Below are 24,962 nucleotides of genomic sequence, written 5' to 3'. Positions count from 1 at the left end.
GCGGATCGTGTGATCGTGTGCGTCTCAATGCCCCGCGGTCTGCCGTCCGGGGCCGTCTGTGCTGCCCCAATCCGACTGGCCCACATGGGAGTAGACCGCCGCCGTGTCCGCGCTGCCTCGTTTTCTCAGCCCGTTCGTGCGCACGCGCACCAGACTGACTCTCACACTCGGCCTCGTCCTGGCCGCCCTGACCACCGCACTGCTGCCATGGTGGCAACCTGACGATCCGTCAGTGCCGCAGGCCCACGGGACGACCGGCGCGAAACAGGCGTCGACCGGTCCTCGTGACGAGACCGCCGCCGCGGCCGAGGCCCGGCGCACCCGCAAGGAGGTGCTCGTCGACACGGCGACCACCGCCACCTCGCTGACCTGGGCGCGGCCGGACGGGGAGATGCACACCCGGATCACCGCCCTGCCCCAGCGGGCGAAGAACACTGAGGGTAAGTGGGCGCCGGTCGACAACCGGCTGCGGCGGACGAAGGACGCCGCCGGCGGCCTCGGCGTCCGCCCGGTCAACCCCCCGGTGCCGGTGCGGTTTTCGAGCGGTACGCCGGGCAAGGCCGCCCACGCCGACCGCTCGTACGCCCGTCTGCCGCTGGCCGAGGACCCGGTCACGAAGGAGACGGTGCTGGCCGAGGTGGACATCGACGGCCACACCGTCGCCTACACCTGGCCGGGCACGCTGCCCGAGCCGGTGCTCGACGGTCCCCGGGCCCTCTATCCGGAGGTACTGCCCGGCGTCGACCTGCTGCTCGTCGCCCGCGAGGAGGGCGGCTTCGGGCAGTTGCTGATCGTCAAGAACCAGGAGGCCGCACAGAACAAGGCGCTGGCGGCGGTGTCGTACGGGCTGCGCTCGAAGACGGCCGTGTTCCACAACGACGAAGACGGCGCCCGGATCCTGGTCCTCGACAAGACGGGCGAGGAGATCGGCTCCATCCCGACGCCCTTCGCCTGGGACTCGGCCGGCCGTGACCCCGAGCTTCCGGACGGCGAGTCCACGCCCCGCACCTCGGTCGCGACGTCCGCCGACGTGCTGAAGCTGTCCGGACTGAGCGGCATCGAACCCGGCGCGCACCAGGCCCCGCTGCCGATGCGTCTGGACGGCGACGGGACCGGGACGGCCCGGCTCGGCCTGCGGGTCGCCGAGACCGGTCTGTTCACCGACGAGGACGTCCGCTTCCCGGTGTTCGTCGACCCGACGCTCAACAGCGGCTGGCAGGCGTGGACGACGGCGTACAAGCCGTACCCGAACACCAGCTACTGGAACGGCACCAACTTCGGCTCCGGCACCGTCGACGCCCGCGTCGGCCACGAATCCGAAACCGGTGGCACCGCCCGCTCCTTCTGGCGCATGGGCTACAGCGCCAGTCTGAAGGGCGCGACGATCACCTCCGCGTCCTTCAAGGTGCTCAACAACCACTCCTGGTCGTGCACCACCCGTGAGTTCCAGTTCTGGCTGACGGGGGCGATCTCCTCCGGCACGACGTGGAATAAGCAGCCGAGCTGGTCCAAGGAACTGCAGCGCAAGTCGTTCGCGCACGGCTGGTCCTCCACCTCCTGCCCCGACGCGTATGAGGCGTTCAACGTGAAGACCGCCGCTCAGGAAGGCGCGGACAAGGGCTGGTCGAACATCACGCTCGGCATGAAGGCCACCAGCGAGTCGGACAAGGAGACCTGGCGCAAGTTCAAAGCGACCTCCGCGACGCTGGAGGTGGTCTACAACCGTCCGCCGAGCGAGCCCACCAACGGCACCTCCTCTCCCGGTGGCGCCTGCAAGCCCGGCCCGGGCAGCGGTGTGACGATCGGCAAGACCAACGTCGTGCTGTCGGCGACCGGCAAGGACCCCGACGGCAACCTGAGCAAGCTGCGTTTCCGCTTCTGGAAGACCGGCGGCACCGTCCCGTCCGGCACCCTGGTCACCCCGAACGCCGGCGGAACGGCCACCCTGACCATCCCCGCCACGTTCCCGCTGGAGGACAAGGCCACCTACTCGTGGGACGTGCGCTCCGAGGACTCGGGCGGCCTGGTCTCCACGTACTTCCCGCCGGGCACCGAGCCCTGCCGGATCACCATCGACGCGGCCGCTCCGCCGCAGCCCACCATCGAGAGCGACGACTTCCCCCAGGCCACCTCCGACGGCCAGACCTGGGCGAAGGTCAAGTTCGGCGGGACCGGCTCGATGACGTTCACCTCGCAGGGCGCGAAGAAGTTCCAGTGGGCCTTCGAGGGCCTGAACTACAAGGACCTGGCGGCCGACGCCAACGGCAAGGCCACCGTCACCAACCTGCAGCCGCCGCACGCCGGCCCGACCTGGGTGAACGTCTACGCCCTGGACCAGTACGGCAACAAGAGCGTGCGCTCGGACTACGCCTTCTACGTCCCGCCGCGGGACAAGGAGGACAAGCCCGGTGACACGGGTGGCGACGGCATCCCCGACCTGCTGATCGTCGACGCCGACGGCAAGTTGATGAACTGCGTCGGAAGCGAGGGCGGCGAGCTGTACGGGTGCCTGGGCGCCTCGTACACCTCGGACAACAAGCTGCACCCGAAGAACCACTGGTACAACCCGACCACCGGCAAGGCCGCGCTGATCACCCACTACGCGGACGCCTACCCGGGCGACGGCATCACCGACCTGTTCGCCGTCACCCCGGACGGCAACTTCTGGCTCTACCCCGGTGACGGCTACGGCAGCTTCAACGTCGACAAGCGGCTCCGGATCCGCCTGCCCGCAGGCGTCCCGGCGCCCTCGACCTGGACGCAGATCAAGGCCGTCGGCGACATCACCGGCGACAAGCTGCCCGACCTGGTGCTGCGAGCCGGTCCCGAGTTCTGGGCGCTGTCCGGCTACACCGGGGCGACCTTCCAGACGGCGACGCGGATGAACGCCGATGCCTGGGCCCGCCGCGACATCGTCAACGTCGCCGACATCAACGGTGACGGCACCCCCGACCTGTTGTGGCGCAACCTCGACAACGGCAACATGTACGTCCGCCACGGCAAGCCCGGTTCCGGCAGCGGCAGCGTCGACCTCAACTCGCTCATGGTCGCCGCCAACTCCCTCAACGGCGACGTCTCCTACGGCACCAGCTGGCAGGAGACCAACATCCGCATCGCGCTCGGCATCCCGGACGTCAACAACGACAAGATTCCCGACATCTGGGCCATCTTCGCCACCGACGGCCAGACGCGGATCTACTATCCGTCCCGAACGAACACGAACCCGGCCGCGAAGATCGTCCTTTCCGTGGACTGGAAGGCGATCAAGTCCTTCGGCTGACGGCCGGATTCCGTTCCCCGGGTGAGCCCCGGCGTCCTGTACGCCGGGGCTCACCCCTTCTTCGCAGGGGACCGGGTCTTCCCGCCGCGCCCTCCCGGCCTCGCGTCGCGTCGGCTCGGCCGGGCGGCGGCGCGAAGGCGGCCCGCTCACTCGGGCCGAACCCGAGCCGAGGATCCGCGGCTCGACCACGGGTGGCACCCGAGTACCTGACCGATGGGCATCCGGCGCGCCGCGCTTTCGCTCATGGCAGCGGAAAGCGGGAGCGCCCCGTCCGGGACGCCCCCGCTTTCCGTTTTCCGCTGTTACGCCGCGTCCGCCGCCTGGGCCTTCAGGGCGCGTTCCACGCCTGAACGCGACTCGGACATCAGGCGGCGCAGGGCCGCGGACGGCTCAGCCGAGGACAGCCAGGCATCCGTGGCGTCCAGGGTGGCCTGCGAGACCTGGACGGCCGGGTAGAGGCCGACCGCGATCTGCTGCGCCATCTCGTGGCTGCGCGACTCCCAGACGCCCTTGACCGCCGCGAAGAACTTCTCCGTGTACGGGGCGAGCAGCTCGCGCTGGTCGGTCTGGACGAAGCCGGCGATGACCGCCTCCTGGACGGCGTTCGGCAGCTTGTCGGACTCGACGACCGAGGCCCACGCCTCCGCCTTCGCCTCCTCGGTGGGGCGGGCCGCGCGCGCGGTCGCCGCGTGGCGCTCGCCCGCCGCCGTCCTGTCGCGCTCGTACTCGCCGGCGATCTCGTCCTCTTCGAACACGCCGGTCGCGGCGAGCCGCTCGACGAACGCCCAGCGCAGCTCCGTGTCGACGGCCAGGCCCTCGACCGTCTCCTTGCCGTCGAGCAGCGACTGCAGCAGGTCCGTCTGCTGCGGGGTGCGGGCCGTGGCCGCGAAGGCGCGGGCCCAGGCCAGCTGGTGGTCGCTGCCCGGCTGCGCCGCACGCAGGTGCGCGAGCGTGGCCTCGGTCCACTGCGTCAGCCCGGCCTCGCGCCACTGCGGCGCCGCGTACAGGTCCAGCGCCAGCTTCACCTGACGGTGCAGCGACTGGACGACGCCGATGTCCGACTCCTTGCCGATGCCGGAGAGCACCAGGGAGAGGTAGTCCCGGGTCGCCAGCTCGCCGTCACGGGTCATGTCCCACGCGGAGGCCCAGCACAGGGCGCGCGGCAGGGACTCGGTGAAGTCGCCGAGGTGTGCGGTGACGACGCGCAGCGACTCCTCGTCGAGCCGGACCTTCGCGTACGACAGGTCGTCGTCGTTGAGCAGGATCACGGCGGGGCGGGCGGTGCCGGCCGGGAACGGCACGGTCGTGCGCGCGCCGTCGACGTCCAGCTCGATCCGGTTCGTACGGACCAGCTTGCCGGAGCCGTCGAGGTCGTAGCATCCGATCGCGATGCGGTGCGGGCGCAGCGTCGGCTCGCCCTTGGCGCCGGCGGGAAGGGCCGGGGCCTCCTGGAGGACCGTGAAGGACGTGACGTGGCCGTTCTCGTCCGTGACGATCTCCGGACGCAGGATGTTGATGCCCGCCGTCTCCAGCCACGCCTTCGACCAGGTCTTCAGGTCGCGGCCGGAGGTCTCCTCCAGCGCGCCCAGCAGGTCGGACAGCTGGGTGTTGCCGTACGCGTGCGCCTTGAAGTACGCCTGGACGCCCGTGAAGAACGCGTCCATGCCGACGTACGCGACCAGCTGCTTCAGGACCGAGGCGCCCTTGGCGTACGTGATCCCGTCGAAGTTGACCAGCACGTCGTCCAGGTCACGGATGTCCGCCATGATCGGGTGCGTGGAGGGCAGCTGGTCCTGCCGGTACGCCCACGTCTTCATGGAGTTGGCGAACGTGGTCCAGGAGTGCGGCCACTTCGAGCCCTCGGCGTACGCCTGGCAGGCGATCGACGTGTACGTGGCGAACGACTCGTTCAGCCACAGGTCGTTCCACCACTCCATGGTGACGAGGTCGCCGAACCACATGTGCGCCAGCTCGTGCAGGATCGTCTCGGCCCGCGTCTCGTACGCCGCGTCCGTCACCTTCGAACGGAACACGTACTGGTCGCGGATGGTGACAGCGCCCGCGTTCTCCATCGCGCCCGCGTTGAACTCCGGGACGAAGAGCTGGTCGTACTTGGCGAACGGGTAGGCGTAGTCGAACTTCTCCTGGAACCAGTCGAAGCCCTGCCGCGTGACGTCGAAGACCGCGTCCGCGTCGAGGTACTCGGCCAGCGACGGGCGGCAGTAGATGCCGAGCGGAACGGACTGGCCGTCCTTCTCGTAGCTGCTGTGCACCGCGTGGTACGGGCCGGCGATCAGCGCCGTGATGTACGTCGAGATGCGCGGCGTCGGCTCGAAGGACCAGACGTCGTCCTGCGGCTCGGGCGTCGGCGAGTTGGAGATCACGGTCCAGCCGGACGGGGCCTTCACGGTGAACCGGAACGTGGCCTTCAGGTCGGGCTGCTCGAAGCTGGCGAAGACGCGGCGCGCGTCCGGCACCTCGAACTGGGTGTAGAGGTACGCCTGGTCGTCGACCGGGTCGACGAAGCGGTGCAGGCCCTCGCCCGTGTTGGTGTACGAGCAGTCGGCGACGACCTTCAGCTCGTTGGAGCCCGCGACCAGGTGCGCGAGCGCGATGCGAGAATCGCGGAACACGGCCGCGACGTCCAGCGCGCGGCCGTTCAGCTCGACCTCGTGCACGGCCGGGGCGACCAGGTCGATGAAGGTCTCCGCACCGGCCTCGGCGGAGTCGAAGCGCACGGTGGTGACGGACCGGTAGGTCCCGCCCTCCTGCGCTCCGGAGAGGTCGAGATCGATCTCGTACGCGTCCACGGTCAGCAGGCGCGCCCGCTCCTGTGCCTCTTCGCGGGTCAGATTGGTGCCAGGCACGCGGTCATCTCCTTGGTATGCGACGTTTTCGGTCATCCTTCCACGTCGCATGCCGCATGCCCTATGCCCTGTGCCCGAGCGGAGTGGCCTCGGGTGGCCTTTGACGGATACGAAAGGGCGGCCACCGGTGCTTGGCGGCCGCCCCTTCACGCGTGCGGCGTCAGCCCTTCAGCTCCGCCGCCACCAGCTCCGCGATCTGGACCGCGTTCAGCGCCGCGCCCTTGCGCAGGTTGTCGTTGGAGACGAAGAGCGCGAGGCCGTTCTCCACGGTCTCGTCGACCCGGATCCGGCCGACGAACGAGGCGTCCTTGCCCGCGGCCTGGAGCGGGGTGGGGATCTCGGAGATCTCGACGCCCGGGGCGTCCTTCAGCAGCTCGTAGGCGCGCTCGACGCTGATCGGACGGGCGAAACGCGCGTTGACCTGCAACGAGTGGCCGGAGAAGACCGGCACCCGGACACAGGTGCCGGACACCTTCAGCTCCGGGATCTCCAGGATCTTGCGGGACTCGTTGCGGAGCTTCTGCTCCTCGTCGGTCTCGAAGGAGCCGTCGTCGACGATCGAGCCGGCCAGCGGGAGCACGTTGAAGGCGATCGGACGCTTGTAGACGCCGGGCTCGGGGAAGTCGAGGGCCTCGCCGTCGTGGGTGAGCTTGTCGGCCTCGGCGACGACCTTGGACGCCTGGCCGTGCAGCTCGGCGACACCGGCCATCCCGGAGCCGGACACCGCCTGGTAGGTGGCGACCGTCAGCGTCTGGAGTCCGGCCTCGTCGTGCAGCGGGCGCAGCACGGGCATGGCGGCCATCGTGGTGCAGTTCGGGTTGGCGATGATGCCCTTGGGCCGGTTCGCGATCGCGTGCGTGTTGACCTCGGAGACGACCAGCGGGACCTCGGGGTCCTTGCGCCAGGCGGAGGAGTTGTCGATCACGACGGCGCCCTGCGCGGCGACCTTCTCGGCGAGCGCCTTCGACGTCGCGCCACCGGCCGAGAACAGCACGATGTCCAGCCCGGAGTAGTCGGCCGTCGAGGCGTCCTCGACGGTGATCTCCCGGCCCTGCCATTCGATCGTGGAGCCCGCGGAGCGCGCGGAGGCGAACAGCCGCAGCTCGTCGGCCGGGAACTTCCGCTCGGCCAGGATCCTGCGCATGACTGTGCCGACCTGACCGGTGGCGCCGACGATTCCGACCTTCACAGGGACTCCTTCAAACGGACGAACTGGCACGGTTGCCGCTCCATGATGCGTCTGTCCACGGCTTCCTTGTCCAATCCATTGTCCGCGGTACGGACAGTGCCCGCCCGCCGGCCGGTGGCGGGCACAGCAGTGGGGCGGGAGCTCCATCGAGCACCCGCCCCACTGTCGTACGCATCACACGGCCGTACGCATCACACGGCGACCGAGGTCACCGCTGCGACACCACCTGCTACGGCGTGACCTTCTCGATCACGACGTTGCCGGTGCCCGCCGCGGTCCCGTGGCTGTTCACCAGGTGGACCTCGCCGAAGAACTGCCGGCCCTCGGGGGCCGCCCCGGCGACCGAGACCTCGGCGCCGACCTGGGCCGAGGCGCCGTTGGCCAGGTGCACGGCCTTCGACTCGTCGACCTTGATCGTGCCGAGCGACGGCGCGTAGTACACGTCGCGGTAGGTGTACGTGGTCGTCCCGGCCGGGACGGAGTAGCCGTCGATCACGACGGTGTACGTACCGGCGGCGGGCTTCAGCAGGCTGACCGACTCCTCGGACCCGGCCGTGGTGGACTTGCCGACCTGGGTGTTGCCCCGGAAGACGTACAGGTCGAGGTCCGCGTTGGCGTCCGACGTACCGCCGATGGCGATGTCCAGCTTCTCGACGCCCTCACCGATGGTGACCTCGAACTCCTGCTCGTCGCCCGTCCTGATCGACGGCGTGGCGACCTTGGCCGAGCCCAGCGAGCCGCCCTTGAGGGTGCCCTCCAGGTCGCCCGCGTTGTTGGTGACCTTCCAGCTCACTGCGGCGGGCGTGCCGATCTTCGCCTCGGGGAGGGTCTGCACCGCCGGGTCGAAGGTCGCGCCGAGCAGCGAGACGTCCAGCTTGTACGGGTTGTCCAGCAGCGGCGACGTACGCCGTGCCTCGACCTCGATCTCCCAGACGCCCGCCTGCGGGTCCTTGTAGGAGCGCACGTCGGGGCGGCAGGTGTTGGTCGGGTTCTCGTAGTTCGGGTAGCAGAAGATCGTGGAGCTGTCCTCCATCTGCACACCGTACGGGTGGAGGGAGATGAAGCGGGTCTGGCTGCCCGAGCGCAGGGCGCTCAGCGCGACCTCAAGGGTCTTGGCACCCTCCGGCACGGTCACGAAGTACGACATGGTGCTGTTGCGCTGCACCGAGCCGGACGCCTTGAACGCGTAGTCGGGCTTCACGAGCTTGTCGGAGACGATCACCGTGGCGAGGATCTGCTGGTCCACACCGACGGTCTTGTTGTCGTCCACCAGCAGGATCGCGCTGTGCACGCCCACGCTGCCCGGCTTCGCCTGGACCTTGACGGTGACGGGCTTGCCGAGCGGCAGGGAGACGCTGCCGGGACCGGCCAGCTTGAACGTGCCGTCGTTGTTCTTCCACGACAGCTGGTGCTTGACGTCCTTGTCCGGACCCGTGGTGCGGGTGATCGTGACGTCGTACGACTTCGTCTGGCCGACCTTCAGGCCGCCCTCGCGGTCGTACAGACCGGTGCCGAAGCCAGGGGTCTTGAGGTAGTCGGAGAGGATCGTGTCGACCGGGGCCTTCACCGTGTACTCGTGCGCCGGGACGCCCTGCTTCTCGATGAGCTTCCAGGCGCCGACGATGTCGATCAGACCGGAGCCCTGGGCGTGCGCGGGCACATCCTTGATGTGAGTGGCGCTGCTGGTCAGCGCGGTGCGCAGATCGGCGGGCGGCAGCTCGATGTGCTGCTGCTTCGCGGCCGACAGCAGCAGCGCGGTGGCACCCGCGGCCTGCGGCGACGCCATCGAGGTGCCCTGCAGCATGGAGTAACCGGCCGGCAGGCTGTAGCCCGCCTCCTTGACCGGGCCGCCGGGCAGCCAGGTCTGGGTGCTGTTGATCGCGGCACCCGGGGCCGTCAGGGTCGGCGTGAATCCGCCGTCCTCACGCGGGCCGCGCGAGGAGAACGGCATCATGTCGTACTTCTTGGTGACGTTCGAGCCGTAGTTGGCGGCCCACGTCTCCTTGGAGATGGACGCGCCGACGGAGATCACGTGGTCGGCGAGGCCGGGGTCACCGATGGTGTTGACACCCGGGCCGTTGTTCCCGGCCGAGATGACCAGCTGGACGCCGTACATGTCGATGAGCCGCTTGTAGAGCCGCGCGCGGGCGTTCTCGCCGTCGTTGAGCGGCGGCAGGCCACCGATCGACATGTTGACGACATCGACACCGCGGTTCACGACGAGGTCGATCATGCCCTCGGTGAGCGCGATGTTGGTGCAGCCGCCGGACCAGGTGCAGGCGCGCGAGGAGACGATCTGCGCGCCGGGCGCGGCACCGTTCATCTTGCCGCCGAACAGGCCGTTCGCGGCGGTGATGCCCGCGACGTGGGTGCCGTGCTCGCTCTCGATGACGCCGATGTTCACGTAGTCGGACGTGGCGCCGGCCGCGTTGTAGACGACGTTCTTGCGCGTCTCCACGACGAACGGGATGCGCTCGACGACGTCGGTCCGCGGGTCGTCCGTGCCGAAGTAGGAGACCTGGTGGTCCTCCTTGTACGGCTTCAGGACGGTGTCGTCGGTGAAGTCGCCGTTGTCGTTCAGGTCGACGCGCGTAGTGCCGGTGACCGGGTCGTAGAGCACGGCCCACGTGTCGGTGGTGTCACCGTCGCGGTTCAGGTCGCCCGCCATGTCGCCGCCCTTGGTGGCGGCCTCGGCGAACATCTTGATCCGGTAGTCGCCGGCGGGCGCCTTGTACGTACGGCCCTGGTACGTGAACGTCGGGCCGGACACGGCGTCCGTCATCCGCAGCCAGGTGCCGTCGCCGTCGCTGACCGGGTCCGTGGCGGTCACCCAGTCGACGATCTTGCGGGCGCCGGTGGTGGTCTTCTGCAGCGCCGGGTGACCGAGGTCGACACCCGAGTCGAGGATGCCGATGGTCACGCCGCGGCCGTCGGCCTTCGGGTGCTGCGCGACGAAGTCGACCGCGCCCGTCTCGAAGGACGGGTTGTACGGGTTCTTCGCCGGGGTCTTCTCGTCCGGCGCCGGGTAGCTGCCGGTCGACTTGATCCCGGCCGTGGAACCGGCTGCCCGGTCGGCGGCGGGCGTCGGGTCGTCCAGCTTGATCTCCTGCTTGAGATCGATGCCCTGGACGGACGACAGCTTGGCGGCCGCCTCGATGGCCGCGTCGGCCGACGCGGTGGGCACGGTGGCCCGTACGTAGCCGAGCTTGTCGTACGTACGCCCCATCACGGAGCCCTTGACGGCGTCCAGCTGCTGGGCGACCTGCTCGGTCGCACCGGGAGTGGTGGCGACCATCATGGTGACGTTCTTCTCGCCCTTGGCCTTGGCCCTGGCCAGAAGGTCGGCGTCGGCCGCGCCGAGCTTGTCGCTCGTGGCGCCCTTCGCCGCGGACTTGACGGGAGAGGGGACGGGGGCGTCGGCGGCGAATACCGGGGCGGCGCCGGTGGCGGCCAGCGCGGCCACCAGACCGGCGGCGGCCGCGACTCGGGCCGCGCGTCTCGCCCCGGGTATGGAACTGGAGGACTCGGAGGTCATCAGCATCCCTGAAAGTGAAAGAGAGAGTCCGGAATTCGGTACCGGATGACCGCTCACCCTTTCGTAAATGACAGGGGTTGTGGAGAGTTGGGGTGCACGAGATGGTGACATGGCAGAATCCCGCCACTGTGACTGATGTGCCATCAGGGATGAAATGGCGAATAAGCGGCCTGTGTGGCCCGGCTTTCAGTGGGGCAGGATCATCACGTACGCGGCCGGTTCGCGATCGGCCGCCGCCATCAGCGCGGTCCGTACCACGACCGCCTGCTGCTCCGTCGCGTTGCGGAGCCCTTTCGGCGAGAGATGGACGACCGTGATGCCGAGCCGTTCCAGATGCTCCCGCTCGGTGGTGTACGCGACCCACTGCGCGTCGTGCTCCTCCTGGCGCCGGTCGTCGCCGAGCCTGCTGTGCAGGGGTGCCCTGGTGTCGAGGATCACGGCGACCGCCTCCTCGGGCCAGTAGGCGTCCACCCCGCCCAGGTGCGGGCCGCCGGGCAGCCGCAGATCCACGTTCCACAGCGGCTCCGGCAGGCCGTGCGAACGCACCAGGCCGTACAGCCGGTTCTCCGCCAGCGCCCGGCCCTCGGCGAGCAACGCGTCGACGGCGTCCGCCACATGCGGGCGGTCCAGCAGTTTGGCCCGGTTCAACTCGCTTACGACGGCGGCCGGTTCGCAATGTCCGCCGCGGACCGCCTCGGTGAGCAGGCTGCGTACCGCCGAGGCGTCCCCGAGCCCGGCGACCGCGTCGGCGAGCGCCCGCTCCACCGGAGCCACGGGCAGACCGTGCACCTCCTCGGGGCAGGGCGGTTCGGCGGCCCGCACCAGACGCACGTACCGGACCGAGCGCAGCCGCCGGGTGCGCGGCACCAGCACGTCGATCCTGGCTGCCGACGCGGGCGGCGGAGCGGCGGCGAACCCGTACAGGGCGAGCGCGGCGAGACCGGTGACCATGGCCTCGCCGTACCCGGACTCCGCGCCCGCCTCCCGCCGACGGCCACCGGGGGCCGGTGGCCGTCCGGCGTACAGCAGGGCGGCACGCAGCAGTTCCTCGCCGGTGGGCGGCTCCGGGTGCAGGACGTACACGCCGGGCAGCGGCTGCTGCCACGGCCCACCGGTCCGGCACTGCGCGGCGGCTTCCGCGACGGACACGCCGTGCGCCCTCAACTGCGCTGCGGACAGCACCCGTTGAGGGACTTCGTCGGCGATGCGGAGGTGACAGGGGGAGAGTGGGGTGTTCTGGGTCATGCTCCGGGGTATCCCGCACGCGGTCGCGGCGCTAACCCCTGTTACACACCCGTCGACAATTCAGGACAACGCCGTCCTAAAGTACGCGTGTTCGACAAACGAAAAGAGCCTGCCGGCCCGTTTCCGGCCCGCCCCGCCACTTCCAGCCCGTCCGGCGTTCGAGGACGGAACCGCTGCCGGGTTGCCGGGTGACCGTGGGGCCCCCACCCCGGACGGGCCCGAAGATCAAGCCCGTCCGGCGATCGAGGACAAAACCCGGGGCGCCGGGCCCCGGCGCACCCGTCAGATCCCGGCCCCCGCGGCCGCCCTTGCGTCACACCCCTGTGCCCGCAGCGCCCGGGCCAGATCGTCCCGCGCCTCCAGCACCAGCCTCCGCAGCGCCGGCGCCGCGTCCGCGTGCGCGGCCAGCCACGCATCCGTGGCCGCGAGCGTCGACGGATCGTCCTGGAGTGCCGGGAACAGACCCTTGACCACGATCACGCCGATCTGGATCGACCGCTCGGCCCACACCCGCTCGATCGCGGCGAAGTACTTGTCCGCGTACGGCGCCAGCAACTCCCGCTGCGACGACTGCTCGAAGCCCGTGATCGTCGCCTCCACCAACGCGTTGGACAGCGCGTCCGACTCCACGACCCCCGCCCACGCCTGCGCCTTCACCGCCGCCGACGGCCGCGAGGCCAGGCACCGCACCTGGTGCCGCTTTCCGGACGCCGTGTCGTCGCGGGCCAGTTCGGCGTCGAGCGCCGACTCGTCGGCCACCCCGTGCGCCGCCAGCGGGGACAGGAACGCCCACCGCAGTTCCTGGTCGACGTCCAGACCGTCGATCCGTGCCGAACCGTCCAGCAGCCCGGACAGCAGCCGGAAGTCGGAGTCCGAGTCGGCGACCGACGCGAAGAACCGCGCCCAAGCCAACTGGTGCTCGCTGCCCGGCTCGGCGACCCGCAGCTCCCGCAACGCGGCCTCGGCCAGCGCCCGGCCGCCCTCCTCGCGCCACCCGGGCGCCACGTAGTGCGTGAGCGCGGTCCGCGTCCAGGTGTGCAGCATCTGGAGCACGCCGATGTCGGACTCCCGGCCGGAGAAGGCCAGCACGAGGGAGACGAAGTCGCGGGCCGGCATCAGCCCGTCCCGGGTCAGGTTCCACAGCGCGGACCAGCACAGTGCCCGCGCGAGCGGGTCGGTGATGTCACCGAGGTGCGCCCGCAGCGTGGCCAGGGACACCTCGTCGAAGCGGACCTTGCAGTACGTGAGGTCGTCGTCGTTGACCAGGATCAGCTCGGGCCGCTCGGCCCCCGCCAGCTCCCCGACCACCGTGCGCGGCCCCGCCACGTCCACCTCGGCGCGCGCGTACCGCACCAGGTCGCCGTCGGCGGCCCGCCGGTACAGGCCGACCGCGACCCGGTGCGGCCGCAGCTCCGGGTGGGATTCGGCCGCCTCCTGGAGCACCGCCAGCTCCGTGATCCGGTCCGCCGAGTCGTATGTGACCACCGGGGTCAGCGAGTTGACGCCCGCGGTCTGCAGCCACGACCGCGACCAGGCGGTCATGTCGCGCCCGGACGTCTCGGCCAGGACCGACAGCAGATCGCCCAGCTGCGTGTTGCCGTAGGCGTGCTTCTTGAAGTAGCGCCGGGCGCCCTCCAGGAACGCCTCCCGCCCCACGTACGCCACCAGCTGCTTCAGCACCGAGGCGCCCTTGGCGTACGTGATCCCGTCGAAGTTGAGCTTGGCGTCCTCCAGGTCACGGATGTCGGCCGTGATCGGGTGCGTGGACGGCAGCTGGTCGGCCCGGTACGCCCACGACTTGCGGTTGTTGGCGAAGGTGATCCAGCCGTCCTCGAAGCGGGTCGACTCCACCATCGCGAAGACGCCCATGAAGTCGGCGAACGACTCCTTCAGCCACAGGTCGTCCCACCACTGCATGGTGACGAGATCGCCGAACCACATGTGCGCCATCTCGTGCAGGATGACGTTGGCCCGGCCCTCGTACGCCGCCTGCGTCACCTTGCCGCGGAAGATGTACTCCTCGCGGAACGTGACACAGCCCGGGTTCTCCATGGCGCCGAGGTTGTACTCCGGCACGAACGCCTGGTCGTACTTCCCGAACGGGTACGGGTAGTCGAAGTTGTCGTGGAAGAAGTCCAGCCCCTGCTTGGTGACGAGGAAGACGTCGTCCGCGTCGAAGTGCCGGGCCAGTCCCTTGCGGCACATCGCGCCGAGCGGGATCTCCAGCGTCGTACCGTCGTCGAACGTACGGCTGTAGGAGTCCGTCACGTAGTGGTACGGACCGGCCACGATCGCCGTGATGTACGTCGAGATCGGCTTCGTCCCGGCGAACCGCCACACCTCGCCGTCCCGCGACTCCGTCGCCCCGTTGCTCCAGACCGTCCAGTCCGCGGGCGCCGTCACCTCGAAGCGGAAGGGAGCCTTCAGGTCGGGCTGCTCGAAGTTCGCGAAGACCCGCCGCGCGTCGGCCGGCTCGTACTGCGTGTAGAGGTAGACCTCGCCGTCCTCCGGGTCGACGAACCGGTGCATGCCCTCGCCGGTCCGGCTGTACGCGCACTGCGCGTCGACCACCAGGACGTTGTCGCCCTCCGGCAGCCCCTCCAGCGCCACCCGCGTCCCGTCGAAGACGGCGGCGGGGTCGAGCGGCTGCCCGTTCAGCGTCACCGCGTTCACGCTCGGCGCCACCAGATCCGCGAAGGTCGAGGCCCCCGCCCGCGCGGCCCGGAACCGGATCGTGGTCACCGAGCGGAAGGTCCGCGGACCGGAGGAGGCGCCGTCGCCGTCCCCTTCGGGCCCACCGACGGCGGAACGCAGATCGAGAGCGACCTCGTAACCGTCGACGCTCAGCAGCTCGGCCCGCTCACGGGCCTCGTCGCGGGACAGGTTCTCACCGGGCACGGCACACTCCTTTGTGTCACGTTCGAATAGTTTTGATCCTCCCATGCCGCCACTCGGCCGGGCATGCGGGAATGGCCGGTGCGCCCGGAGGCGTTCTCGCGCACAGATACGAACCCCTTGACGAGGAGAGAGATGTCTGACAACAGCACGGCGCCCGGCAAGACCCCTGCCGATTTCTGGTTCGACCCGCTCTGCCCCTGGGCCTGGATGACCTCCCGCTGGATGCTGGAGGTGGAGAAGGTCCGGGACGTCGAGGTCCGCTGGCACGTGATGAGCCTCGCCGTCCTCAACGAGGACAGGCTCGACGAGCTGCCCGACGAGTACCGCGACATGCTGGAGAACACGGCCTGGGGCCCGGTCCGCGTCGTCGTCGCCGCCCAGCAGAAGCACGGCGACGACATCGTCGGCCCCCTGTACACCGCGCTCGGCACCCGCTTCCACAACCAGGGCGAGGACGCCACCCGCGAGACGATCACGGCCGCGCTCCAGGACGTCGGCCTGCCCGCCGAGCTGGCGGACTACGTGGACTCCGACGCCTACGACGCCGAGCTGCGCGCCTCTCACAAGGAGGGCATCGACAAGGTCGGCCAGGACGTCGGCACCCCGGTCATCGCCGTCCCGGGCCCGGACGGCGAGCAGATCGCCTTCTTCGGCCCGGTCGTCACCCCCGCCCCCAAGGGCGAGGAAGCGGCGAAGCTGTGGGACGGCACCCTGCTGGTGGCGTCGGTCCCCGGCTTCTACGAGATCAAGCGGACTCGGACGCAGGGCCCGATCTTCGACTGAACCGGGCGACCGGGTGCGGGGCCGGGCCGCGGTCCGGCCCCGCACCCTTGCGGCCCACGCGTACACGGGTGCGGCGAGCTGCCGCAGGAGCCGAGCGAAGGGAACGGGGCGGACATGGACGTACGACCGGCACGACGGTCCGAGGCGGGGGAGCTGACCGAGCTGGCCCTGGCATCGAAGGCCCACTGGGGTTACGACGAGGCGTTCCTCGCCGCCTGCCGTGACGAACTCACCCTGCACCCGGCCGACATCGACCGCCGCCGCACGACGGTCGCCGAGCAGGACGGCCGCGTCCTGGGCTTCACGACGCTGGAGGGCGCCCCGCCCGAGGGCGCCCTCGGGATGATGTTCGTCGCCCCGGACGCTCTGGGCCGGGGCATCGGCCGGCTCCTGTTCGAGCACACCATGACGCAGGCCCGCCGCCTCGGCTTCGCACGCCTCACCATCGACGCCGACCCGAACGCCGAGCCGTTCTACCTCGCCATGGGTGCCGTACGGATCGGTGCGACCCCGTCGGGCTCGATCCCCGGCCGTGAACTGCCGTTGCTGGAGTACGCGTTCACGCCCCACTGACCTCCCGCCGGGGCCCGGTACGGGCGTACGTACCGGCCCCCGGTCGGCCGGCGTCAGCCCGGAACGATGACGAGCTTGCCGCGTACGTGGCCGCCTTCGCTCTCCCGATGGGCGTCGGCCGCCTCGGACAGCGTGTACGTGCGAGCCACCGACAGGGTGAGTTCGCCGTTCTCGGCCAGCGCGGACGCACGCTCAAGACGCTCACGGATCGCACCGGAGCCGGCGAACACAAAGCGCACGCCGTGTTCCTCCGCCCGGTGGTCGGCGATGGTGACCACGCGCTCCGGCCCGCCGGTCACCTCGACGAGGGCCGGCAGCGAGCCCTTTCCCGCGGTGTCGAATGCCGCGTCCGCGCCGTGCGGCGCGATGGCGCGGATCCGCTCGGCGAGCCCCTCCCCGTAGGGCACCGGCTCGGCGCCGAGCGAGCGCAGATAGGCGTGGTTGCGCGCGCTCGCGGTACCGATCACGGTCGCGCCGAGATGCCTGGCGATCTGCACGGCCACGGACCCGACACCGCCGGCGGCACCGTCCACGACCAGCGTCTCCCCGGCCTTCACACCGAGGTCGTCGAGCGCCTGGCAGGCCGTGTTGACCGCCACCGGCAGCCCGGCCGCGATCTCCCAGGACATGCTTGCGGGCTTCCGCGCGAGCTGCGCCGCGGGCGCCACCACGAACTCGGCGTAGCCGCCCGCACCGATCGAACCGAAGACCTCGTCACCCGCCACGAAGTCGCTCACGCCGTCGCCGACGTCCCGCACGACACCGGCGACGTCGCCCCCCGGCACCGCGGGAAACTCCACCGGCATCGTGGCCGCGACGGCCCCGCTGCGCAGCTTCCAGTCCAGCGGGTTCACCCCGGCGGCCCGGACCTCGACCAGCACCTTTCCCGGACCAGGGCGCGGCACCTCACGTTCCACGACCCGCAGAACCTCGGGTCCGCCGTACTCCGTGAACTGCACTGCGCGGTACGTCTTCACCATGTTCTCCTTCGGCCATGTGAGGTGTACCGGGACCGGCCGGGACCGCTGAAGTCCCGCCGGGGCACGCGTCCAAACTATCGAGTGCTGACACCGTCCGAAGTCCCGAGACGCGCCGCGCCGTGCACCGCTCCCGCGGCCCGCCGCCCCGCCACGGCCAGGGCCAAAGTGACCGCGAGGGAGGCCGCCGCCATCACGGTCATCGCCGTCCCCGGCGAGGTCCGCTGGGCGATGGCGCCCGCGAGCGCGGCCGCGACGCCCTGCATGGTGAGCATGCCGGAGGAGTGCAGCCCGAGCGCCTGACCGGTGATCTCGTCCGGAGTCAGGGCCATCAGCCGCTCCTGGAACAGCAGACTCGCCGAGAACCCGACCGAGGCGAGCACGGCCAGAGCGAACGCCACCGGCAGCGCCGGACGCGCGGCGAAGAACAGATACGGGGCGGCCAGAAGCAGCAGCATCGGTGTGCCCAGCCGCCCCCGCCAACGCCGCGCGACGAACCGGCCCGCCACCGTGTCCCCGATGAGCATCCCCAGCGCGGCGAAGGCGAAGAGCAGCCCCGCGTACCCGGGGGCGTACGGGACGAACAGCGACTCGCAGCCGACGATCAGCCCGTTCGGCACCCAGAGCGAGAGATAGACCCGGCGGCGCGGACCCGAGGACCACAGCACGGCATTGATCCGCCAGGTCTCGGCGGCCGACGGCCGCCCGGCGGCGCGCGGCGGACGGCGTACCAGCCCGAACCGGGCGACGGCCGCACCCATCAGATACAGGGCGGCGGCGACCAGCAGCGTGCCGCGCGCGGACAGCGTCGTCACCAGGAGCCCACCGAGCGCGAACCCGCCGATCTGCGTGAGGCCGACGCACATGTTCAGCACGGAACGCCCCAGCAGATAACCGTCCTTGGGCAGCACCTCGTTGAGCAGGCCGTACCGCACGCCGCCGCCCACCGCGGCGACCACACCCTCGGCCAGGACGATCGCGAAGACGACCGGCAACGGAAGTCCCGGAACGGCGAGGACGGCCGTGGCCAGCCCGAAGGCGAGCGCCATGCCGGTCATCGCGGCCCGAGGCGGCAACCGGTCCGCCGCCGACATCAGCACGGTCGCCCCGATCACCTGGGCGAGGGAGGAGCCGAACATGGACAGGGCGGCGAGCAGCGGCGATTCGGTCGCGGCATAGACGAGGGTGCCGAGGGCCAGCCCGCTCATCGTCGACCCGGCCACCTGCACGGCACTGGTCGCGAAGAGCGGTCCGAACTGCGGCGCCCGGAAGAGTTCCCGGTAGGTGCGCATGCGGTGAGTTTCGGTGGCCGCCCCCGGCGATCGTTAAAGTTTCGCGCGGAGGCGAAACGTCATGGGCATGTGGCAGATCAACACGGACACGCTCGCGGGGAGCCGGTTCGTCGTCTCGCCGCTCGCCGAGACGATCTCCGCCCTGAACGCGCTGGAACGGGGACGCGCCGAGCACCCCGGCGAACGGGCCTGGCTCGACGCCCATCTGCCCGCCTACCGGGCCCGGCAGGCCGCCGACCCGGTCGCCGCCCGCCTCGTACCGGCGGCGCTCGGCAGCAGTTGGAACGCGGACTTCATCACGCCCACACCGACGGGCGAGGGCACACCGTCCTTCGAGGAGGAACTGGCCCCCGTCCGGGCGACCACGCCCGCCCGCGCCCGAGCGGACCTGGAGGTGTCCCTCGGCGGCCCCCTCCCCGCGCTCCTGGACCGTGACGACCTGGCCCAGCGCGCCGCCGACGTCCTGCACTGGGTCTGGGACCGGACCGTGCTGCCGGACTGGCCGCGCCGCCGCCGGATCATCGAGGCGGACATCGTCGCGCGCACCGGACAGCTGAGCCAGGGCGGCTGGGCGGCCGCCCTGAGCCGTCTGCGCCCGGGTATGCGGTGGCTCGGCGGCAGCCGGCTCCAGATCAACGCGCACGACTATCCGCCGAAGCAACTGTCCGGTGTGCGCCTGCTGTTCGTCCCGGTCACCCAACGCACGGGCTGGGTCTCCTGGGACGACGAAGCCCAGCGGTACGCGGTCGTCTATCCCTGCTCGGGCACCCTGGCCGACGCGGGACGGGCACGGGTGCCGGACAGCCTGGCCCGCCTCCTCGGCCCCGCGCGAGCGGCTGTCCTCGTCCTCCTCGCCGATCCGAAGAGCACCACCCAACTGGTGGCCCTGACCGGCCAGGCCCTGGGCTCGGTCGGCCGCCACCTCAAGGTCCTCCTCGACGCGGGCCTGGCGGACCGCCGAAGGGCCGGGCGGTCGGTGCTGTACTTCCGGACGGAGGTGGGCGACGTACTGGTGGGGGCCGCCGCGGGTGGCCCGTCCGGTCGTGGACGGGACTAGGCTGCGGCACGGTGTCGGAGGTGTGCGCCGAAGCGTGGTTGGGTGAGCATCGAACTCGCCCTGGAATCAGCGGGATACGGCGGAGGATCAGGGATGGGGGCCATGGCGGATTCGGGCAACGGGAACGACGAGCGGCGGCGAAAGGCCGATGCGGCCGAGCTGGGGGCCGTCCTCGCGCGCTACCGGGAACGGCCGACGATGGGCAAGCTCGGCCTGACCGTCATCCCGGTCGCCGTCTTCCTGTTGTTCGGCGGCATACCCGACTCCATGCCGGGCACCGGCCACCTCATATTCGACGTCATCTGCCTCCTGCTGTTCGTCTGGGGCGTGTACGAGCTGACCCACTCCCTCGCCTCCTGGCTGATCCTGCACGAGGACGGAATCGTCTACCGGGGCCGGCGCAAGGTGCGGTGGGCTCACCGCTGGAAGGACTTCCGCGACGTCGTCCTCTCCCGTGAGGCTACGTACGTCGGCCCGTCCTCCCGGCCGATTTCGGACAAGATCGTCGCGCGCCTGTGGACGGCGACCGGCCAGGGCGCCCGCGAACTGTCCGGCAACTACTTTCTGACCGAAGTCGGCGCGGGCCTCCTGCGCACGTTCCTGCGCTCCCCGGGCAACCTAACGCCGATGTTCGGCGAGATCGTCGACCGCGTCGTCGAGGCGCGCGTCCGGCACGACCTGCGCGAACTGGCCACCGAGGGCGGCAAGGTCCAGTACGAACCCTTCGAGATCGGCGATACGTACCTGTACGTCAAGGGCGCCTCCGACGAGATCCCCTGGGACGAGGTCACCCGGGTGACCGTGGAAGACCATCAGGTCGGCATCACCGTTCCCCACCTGCGGCGCCGCATGGAGGGCATCAAGCTCAAAGCGGACGGCCGTCGGGAGAACTACCGGGTCGGCGGGGACAACACTCTGTACATCGAGACCAAGGGCCTGAGCCGGTGCCGGAAGGCGATCATCTGGTCCGTCATGTCCTACATCGCGGCTTCCCTCGACACGGAATCGCGGTGACCGTGCCTGCGGGCAACGCCCGCACCGGGCGCGCGGACCAGTCGAGCACGGTGGCCGCCGCCCGTGCGGTGTAGGCGTACGGCTCGCCGGCCCTGAGCCGTATGACGGCCTCCCACTGGCCGTGGTCGAGCCAGCGATAGGTGCGCTCGCGGTCCTCCGTGTCGAACCCGGAGAGCAGGGTCCGTACGGAGACCCGCATCCCGATCAGCGCCTGCGTGGGGGTGGCGGCCTGCTCGGCCTGTACGAGAAGTCCGTCGACGGTGACCTCGCACCGCCAGGCGGTCTTGAGGGGTCGCCTCACGTCGACTCCGCCCGCCCGATGGCGAGATGGACCCAGACGGTCTTGCCGGGGTCGCGCGGCCGTACGCCCCACTTCGCGGCGATCGCGTCCACGATGACCAGGCCCCGGCCGGAGAGGTCGTCGAGCGTGGGGGCGCGGAGTTCGGGCATCCGCCACTGGTATGAGTCGGAGACCTCCAGGACGAGCGTGCCGTCGCGCCGGCGTAAGCCCAGCTCGAAGTAGTCGCCTGTCCCTTTGGCGTGGTTGACCACGTTGGTGCTCAACTCGCTTGCGAGGAGGGTGGTTTCGTCGATGAGTTCGCCGAGTCTCCACTTGGTCAGGACGTATCCGACGTGGCGTCGGGCGGCGGGGACGGAGTCCCTGCGGGCCCGGAATCTCTTGATGTGTGTGCGCCCGGACATGGGTTCCCCAAGGTCGGTGGGTGGGCAGGCGGAATCGCGGTCACGTGTCGTGCTCGGCGGTGAGCGTTGCGTGACGCAAGCCACGCTAGAGGTAGGCTTCAACGGAAGGCAAGTCGCTTACAGATGCAAGCTTGCATTCACTCGTGAGGGTCAACTCGCTAGCGTCTGCGAACAGTTAGTGGGCACACTGGCCCGGAGAGTGAGGGGGGCGTATGCCCGCAGGTGGGAAGCCCACGGTGCGCAGTCGCCGGTTGGGGGCGGCGCTGAAGCGCCTGCGCTTGAACGCGCTACTTGACCAAGAACATGCCGCTGAGGCGGTGGCGTGCTCAACGGCCAAGATCAGCCGAATCGAGTCCGGGGCGGTCAGCGCGCGGGTGGGTGATGTGCGCATGCTGCTCGACCTCTACGAGGTGGAGGACGCCGAGGAGCGCAAGCTGCTGGAGAAGCTGGCTCGGGACAGCAACAAACGCGGTTGGTGGCTGGATTTCGAGACCGACCAGCCCATGCGCGACATCCTGGGCGACTTTCTTTCGCTGGAGTCCGATGCCACGTACATCCGCACTTGGCAGCCCTTGCTGGTGCCAGGTTTGCTCCAGACCCCGGACTACACGCGAGCCCTGACCGATGCCAGTCCGGACGTCGTCGAGGACGCGGCGGCCGACCTGGTTGTCAAGGTGAGGCAGGAGCGGCGTCGGATCTTTGAGGAAAACGGCGCGCGGTTCGCAGCTGTCATCTGGGAGCCGGCGATCACTGGTCCGATGCCCAATCCGGTGGTCCACCGGGAGCAGTTGGCCCATCTCATCAGGATGGCCAAGCAGCCGAACGTGACCATCCAGGTGCTGCCCATCAACGAGTGGACAGCGGCCAGGGCGTCACCATCCTTCGTTGGGCTTTCGTACGCGAACGAGACGTCCCCGGAGGTCGTTGTTCTCGATACGGTGTCCAACTGCGTCATCCTTGAAGATCACGACGTCATGGCTGGCTACGTGCACGCCTTTGACGCGCTCAGGTCTGCCGCTCTCACACCGACCAAGAGTGTCGCCTTCATCCGGACGATCATGAACAGCATTACCGCAGGGAACGAGGAATCGTGAGCAGCCAGATAATCAGCACCCGTTTCGTGAAGTCGTCGTACTCCTCCGGAGGGCAGGGCTCCGAATGCATCGAGGTCGCCCACACCGCCGACGGCGGCAGGGCGGTCCGGGACAGCAAGAACCGTGACGGCGGGCTTCAGTTCTACGCCCCCGACGAGTGGTCCGCGTTCATCGAAGGGGTGAAGGCCGGGGCCTTCACCGGCTGAGCCACTCCGCGACCTCGACCGCGTCGCCGACGGTCAGCACGCCTTCGCAGACCACCGCGTTCTTCGCGCCGAAGCTCACCTGGTTCTTGTACTCCGGCTCGCGCCGGTACGTCGCCAGGGTCCGGACCGGTTCCGGGCCCGCGCGGCGGCCGGTGCGCTGGTCGACGAGGGGGACGCTGCACCGCGTCGCCCGTACCGAGTAGGCGAGTTCCGCGGAGCCGATGGTCATCCGGCGAATCCGGTCCTCGAAGTGGGGCTCGTCGTTGCCGGTCAGGACGATGTTGGGGCGGAAGCGGTCCATCGGTACGGCCTCGGCGTCGCCCCGGGCGGCGATACGGGCGTTGAGGCCGTCGAGGGAGGCCATCGAGGTGACCAGCACGGCGTGCGCGTCGGCGAAATTGACCTTGCCCGGGGTGTCGCCCCAGCCGTCCCGGTCGAAGCCGGGGGCCACCCGTACCAGGCGGGACTTTGCGCCGAGTGCGTCGGAGAACCAGTCCGCGATCTCGTCCCCCTGGTCGGCGGCTACGCCGAGAGGGCGGTCGAACATGCTGACCTCGCGACGCGGGCCGTCCCGGTCGACGTCCAGACGCAGCGGCTCGATGCCCTCGGCGGAAAGGGTCAACGTCGCCCCACCGTCCAGGACTTCCACCCGGATCGCAGCCATCGAGGGGTGCTTGCGCTGACTGCGGAACGCACCGTCCGCCGCGTCCACCACCATGAACGTCCGGTCGTGTTCGAGGCCGGTGCCGAGGACCTGGGCGGAACCGACCGTCGTCCCGGCGCAGCCCTTGACGGGGTAGTAGGCGAGTTCTCGAACGGTGATCGTCATGATGTCCCCTCCGGGGCGGCCGCTTCGAGGGCGTCGACGCTGCCGGACATGATGGTGCGGATGTGTCGGGTGAGATGCTCGGCGGGCCAGTCCCACCAGGCGACGGCGAGGAGCCGGGCGATGGTCTCGTCGTCGTACCGGGTACGGATCAGCTGGGCCGGATTGCCGCCGACGATGCCGTAGTCGGGTACGTCACCCACGACGACTGCGCCGGCGCCGATGATCGCGCCGTGTCCGATCCGTACGCCCGGCATCACCATGGAGTCGTAGCCGAACCAGACGTCGTTGCCGACGACCGTGTCACCCCGGCCGGGCAGCCCGGTCAGCAGGTCGAAGTGTTCGGCCCAGGAGCCGCCCATGGTGGGGAACGGGAAGGTGGACGGCCCGTCCATCCGGTGGTTGGCGCCGTTCATGATGAACCGCGTCCCGGTCCCCAGCGCGCAGAACTTCCCGATGACGAGCTTCTCGGGGCCGTAGTGGTACAGCACGTTGCGGGTCTCGAACGCCGTCGCGTCGTCGGGATCGTCGTAGTACGAGTAGTCGCCGATTTCGATCAGTTCGGACTTCACCAGTGGCTTGAGCTGGACGACCCGGGGCTGGCCCGGCATCGGGTGGAGGACGGTGGGGTCGGCGGGGACGAGGCTCATGGGGCCCATCATCGCATTCACCTCGCATGGGGTAAGTTCCTTTTGAAAACTTACTAGGTGTTGAGAGGGGCATGCCGTGACGATGGCGCGATGGACCGAGGTCGACGACTACTTCAACGGCCTGCTGGTGGGCTCGGACGAAGCCCTGGACGCGGCCGTCGAGGCCAGTGACAAGGCTGGACTCCCGGCGATCCAGGTCGCCGCCAACCAGGGCAAGCTGCTGCATCTGCTGGCCAGGCTCCAGGGGGCGCGCACCGTGCTGGAGATCGGCACCCTGGGTGGCTACAGCACCATCTGGCTGGCCCGCGCGCTGCCCGAGGGCGGCAAACTCGTGACGCTCGAATCCGATCCGGAGTGCGCCGAGGTGGCGCGTGGGAACATCGAGCGCGCCGGCCTGGCGGAGGTCGTCGAGATCCGGGTCGGCCGGGCCCTCGACACGCTGCCGGAGCTCGCGGAGGAGGGGTACGGGCCGTTCGACGTCGTGTTCATCGACGCCGACAAGCCGAGCAACCCCGACTACCTGGCCTGGTCCCTGAAGCTGACCCGGCCCGGCAGCCTGATCATCGCCGACAACGTCGTACGCGACGGAGAGGTGGTCGACGGCGCCAGTGACGACCCGAAGGTGCAGGGCGTACGCCGGTTCACCGAACTCGTCGCGGCCGAACCGACCTTGACCGCGACCGCTCTGCAGACCGTCGGCAGCAAGGGGCACGACGGCCTGATGATGGCGCTCGTCACCGACGGACGGTAGCCGCGGGGCGGGCGGAAATCCTT

The 24,962-nt window shown here is 70.0% G+C and carries 19 protein-coding genes; 8 read left to right on the top strand and 11 right to left on the bottom strand.

Annotated elements, in window-relative coordinates; all coding sequences use genetic code 11:
- Positions 1-103 precede the first annotated feature (103 nt).
- Positions 104-3,280, top strand: coding sequence for a DNRLRE domain-containing protein (locus OG306_RS12215; protein ID WP_266746219.1), 3,177 nt, complete (start codon positions 104-106; stop codon positions 3,278-3,280).
- 302 nt (positions 3,281-3,582) lie between these two features.
- Here OG306_RS12215 and pepN (OG306_RS12210) read toward each other — a convergent pair whose 3' ends face one another.
- The 5 genes from pepN (OG306_RS12210) to pepN (OG306_RS12190) all read right to left on the bottom strand — a co-directional run bounded on the left by pepN (OG306_RS12210) (position 3,583) and on the right by pepN (OG306_RS12190) (position 15,014).
- Entirely contained in the window at positions 3,583-6,147 is a 2,565-nt protein-coding gene (pepN, locus tag OG306_RS12210; protein WP_266746218.1) for an aminopeptidase N, read from the bottom strand.
- A gap of 160 nt (positions 6,148-6,307) precedes the next feature.
- Positions 6,308-7,336 carry an aspartate-semialdehyde dehydrogenase gene (locus tag OG306_RS12205; RefSeq protein WP_266746217.1) on the bottom strand — a complete coding sequence of 343 codons (1,029 nt, stop codon included), beginning with the start codon at positions 7,334-7,336 and terminating at the stop codon, positions 6,308-6,310.
- Between the two features lie 229 nt (positions 7,337-7,565).
- Complete coding sequence (locus OG306_RS12200; RefSeq protein WP_266746216.1) at positions 7,566-10,877, bottom strand: S8 family serine peptidase; 3,312 nt, start codon at positions 10,875-10,877, stop codon at positions 7,566-7,568.
- Positions 10,878-11,057: 180 nt separating this feature from the next.
- Positions 11,058-12,116 (bottom strand): hypothetical protein, encoded by a 1,059-nt coding sequence (locus OG306_RS12195; RefSeq protein WP_266746215.1) that lies wholly within the window; start codon positions 12,114-12,116, stop codon positions 11,058-11,060.
- A 282-nt stretch (positions 12,117-12,398) separates the two neighbouring features.
- Positions 12,399-15,014 (bottom strand): aminopeptidase N, encoded by a 2,616-nt coding sequence (gene pepN / locus OG306_RS12190; RefSeq protein WP_266746214.1) that lies wholly within the window; start codon positions 15,012-15,014, stop codon positions 12,399-12,401.
- Positions 15,015-15,146: 132 nt separating this feature from the next.
- Here pepN (OG306_RS12190) and OG306_RS12185 point away from each other — a divergent pair, with 132 nt between their 5' ends.
- The gene (locus tag OG306_RS12185) at positions 15,147-15,797 is read left to right on the top strand and encodes a DsbA family oxidoreductase (protein ID WP_371665271.1); all 651 of its coding nucleotides are present in this window, start codon (positions 15,147-15,149) and stop codon (positions 15,795-15,797) included.
- A gap of 114 nt (positions 15,798-15,911) precedes the next feature.
- Complete coding sequence (locus OG306_RS12180; RefSeq protein WP_266746212.1) at positions 15,912-16,370, top strand: GNAT family N-acetyltransferase; 459 nt, start codon at positions 15,912-15,914, stop codon at positions 16,368-16,370.
- 53 nt (positions 16,371-16,423) lie between these two features.
- Here the strand turns inward: OG306_RS12180 and OG306_RS12175 are convergent, their stop codons facing one another.
- Both OG306_RS12175 and OG306_RS12170 read right to left on the bottom strand, forming a co-directional pair.
- Positions 16,424-17,350, bottom strand: a complete 927-nt coding sequence (locus tag OG306_RS12175; RefSeq protein WP_266746211.1) for an NADP-dependent oxidoreductase — start codon at positions 17,348-17,350, stop codon at positions 16,424-16,426.
- Between the two features lie 74 nt (positions 17,351-17,424).
- Complete coding sequence (locus tag OG306_RS12170) at positions 17,425-18,639, bottom strand: MFS transporter (RefSeq protein WP_266746210.1); 1,215 nt, start codon at positions 18,637-18,639, stop codon at positions 17,425-17,427.
- A 61-nt stretch (positions 18,640-18,700) separates the two neighbouring features.
- On the opposite strand from OG306_RS12170, the gene OG306_RS12165 reads away from it, so the two are divergent.
- Positions 18,701-19,696, top strand: coding sequence for an ArsR/SmtB family transcription factor (locus OG306_RS12165; protein WP_266746209.1), 996 nt, complete (start codon positions 18,701-18,703; stop codon positions 19,694-19,696).
- A gap of 42 nt (positions 19,697-19,738) precedes the next feature.
- Positions 19,739-20,710 (top strand): hypothetical protein, encoded by a 972-nt coding sequence (locus OG306_RS12160; protein WP_327259307.1) that lies wholly within the window; start codon positions 19,739-19,741, stop codon positions 20,708-20,710.
- Here OG306_RS12160 and OG306_RS12155 read toward each other — a convergent pair.
- Positions 20,667-21,011: a hypothetical protein gene (locus OG306_RS12155; protein ID WP_266746207.1), complete on the bottom strand. Its 345-nt coding sequence runs from the start codon at positions 21,009-21,011 to the stop codon at positions 20,667-20,669. The genes OG306_RS12160 and OG306_RS12155 overlap by 44 nt on opposite strands.
- Positions 21,008-21,412: an ATP-binding protein gene (locus OG306_RS12150; RefSeq protein WP_266746206.1), complete on the bottom strand. Its 405-nt coding sequence runs from the start codon at positions 21,410-21,412 to the stop codon at positions 21,008-21,010. Before OG306_RS12150 ends, OG306_RS12155 begins: the two co-directional genes overlap by 4 nt.
- A gap of 236 nt (positions 21,413-21,648) precedes the next feature.
- On the opposite strand from OG306_RS12150, the gene OG306_RS12145 reads away from it, so the two are divergent.
- Both OG306_RS12145 and OG306_RS12140 read left to right on the top strand, forming a co-directional pair.
- A complete protein-coding gene (locus tag OG306_RS12145; RefSeq protein WP_266746205.1) occupies positions 21,649-22,506 on the top strand; it encodes a helix-turn-helix domain-containing protein in 858 nt (285 codons plus the stop codon).
- Positions 22,503-22,712, top strand: a complete 210-nt coding sequence (locus OG306_RS12140; RefSeq protein WP_266746204.1) for a DUF397 domain-containing protein — start codon at positions 22,503-22,505, stop codon at positions 22,710-22,712. The genes OG306_RS12145 and OG306_RS12140 overlap by 4 nt, the downstream gene beginning before the upstream one ends.
- Here the strand turns inward: OG306_RS12140 and OG306_RS12135 are convergent.
- On the bottom strand, positions 22,702-23,541 hold the full coding sequence (locus OG306_RS12135) for an MOSC domain-containing protein (protein WP_266746203.1): 840 nt from the start codon (positions 23,539-23,541) through the stop codon (positions 22,702-22,704). The two genes, OG306_RS12140 and OG306_RS12135, sit on opposite strands and share 11 nt — an antisense overlap.
- Positions 23,538-24,188 (bottom strand): CatB-related O-acetyltransferase, encoded by a 651-nt coding sequence (locus OG306_RS12130; protein ID WP_266746202.1) that lies wholly within the window; start codon positions 24,186-24,188, stop codon positions 23,538-23,540. The genes OG306_RS12135 and OG306_RS12130 overlap by 4 nt, the downstream gene beginning before the upstream one ends.
- An 82-nt stretch (positions 24,189-24,270) precedes the next feature.
- Here OG306_RS12130 and OG306_RS12125 point away from each other — a divergent pair, with 82 nt between their 5' ends.
- Positions 24,271-24,939, top strand: coding sequence for an O-methyltransferase (locus OG306_RS12125; RefSeq protein ID WP_266752175.1), 669 nt, complete (start codon positions 24,271-24,273; stop codon positions 24,937-24,939).
- Positions 24,940-24,962 lie beyond the last annotated feature (23 nt).

It is taken from the genome of Streptomyces sp. NBC_01241, assembly GCF_041435435.1.
Lineage (GTDB): Bacteria > Actinomycetota > Actinomycetes > Streptomycetales > Streptomycetaceae > Streptomyces.
The sequence above is the reverse complement of the archived record's forward strand: the minus strand, read 5'-3'. Positions and strand labels throughout refer to the sequence as shown.

What these genes read in the sequence shown, in the direction of transcription:
- OG306_RS12175 (WP_266746211.1), bottom strand. Translation starts at nt 17,350, where the DNA reads ATGGTGAAGACGTACCGCGCAGTGCAGTTCACGGAGTACGGCGGACCC.
- OG306_RS12125 (WP_266752175.1), top strand. Translation starts at nt 24,271, where the DNA reads ATGGCGCGATGGACCGAGGTCGACGACTACTTCAACGGCCTGCTGGTG.
- OG306_RS12150 (WP_266746206.1), bottom strand. Translation starts at nt 21,412, where the DNA reads ATGTCCGGGCGCACACACATCAAGAGATTCCGGGCCCGCAGGGACTCC.
- OG306_RS12200 (WP_266746216.1), bottom strand. Translation starts at nt 10,877, where the DNA reads ATGCTGATGACCTCCGAGTCCTCCAGTTCCATACCCGGGGCGAGACGC.
- OG306_RS12165 (WP_266746209.1), top strand. Translation starts at nt 18,701, where the DNA reads ATGGGCATGTGGCAGATCAACACGGACACGCTCGCGGGGAGCCGGTTC.
- OG306_RS12195 (WP_266746215.1), bottom strand. Translation starts at nt 12,116, where the DNA reads ATGACCCAGAACACCCCACTCTCCCCCTGTCACCTCCGCATCGCCGAC.
- OG306_RS12130 (WP_266746202.1), bottom strand. Translation starts at nt 24,188, where the DNA reads ATGAGCCTCGTCCCCGCCGACCCCACCGTCCTCCACCCGATGCCGGGC.
- OG306_RS12185 (WP_371665271.1), top strand. Translation starts at nt 15,147, where the DNA reads ATGTCTGACAACAGCACGGCGCCCGGCAAGACCCCTGCCGATTTCTGG.
- OG306_RS12170 (WP_266746210.1), bottom strand. Translation starts at nt 18,639, where the DNA reads ATGCGCACCTACCGGGAACTCTTCCGGGCGCCGCAGTTCGGACCGCTC.
- OG306_RS12135 (WP_266746203.1), bottom strand. Translation starts at nt 23,541, where the DNA reads ATGACGATCACCGTTCGAGAACTCGCCTACTACCCCGTCAAGGGCTGC.
- OG306_RS12180 (WP_266746212.1), top strand. Translation starts at nt 15,912, where the DNA reads ATGGACGTACGACCGGCACGACGGTCCGAGGCGGGGGAGCTGACCGAG.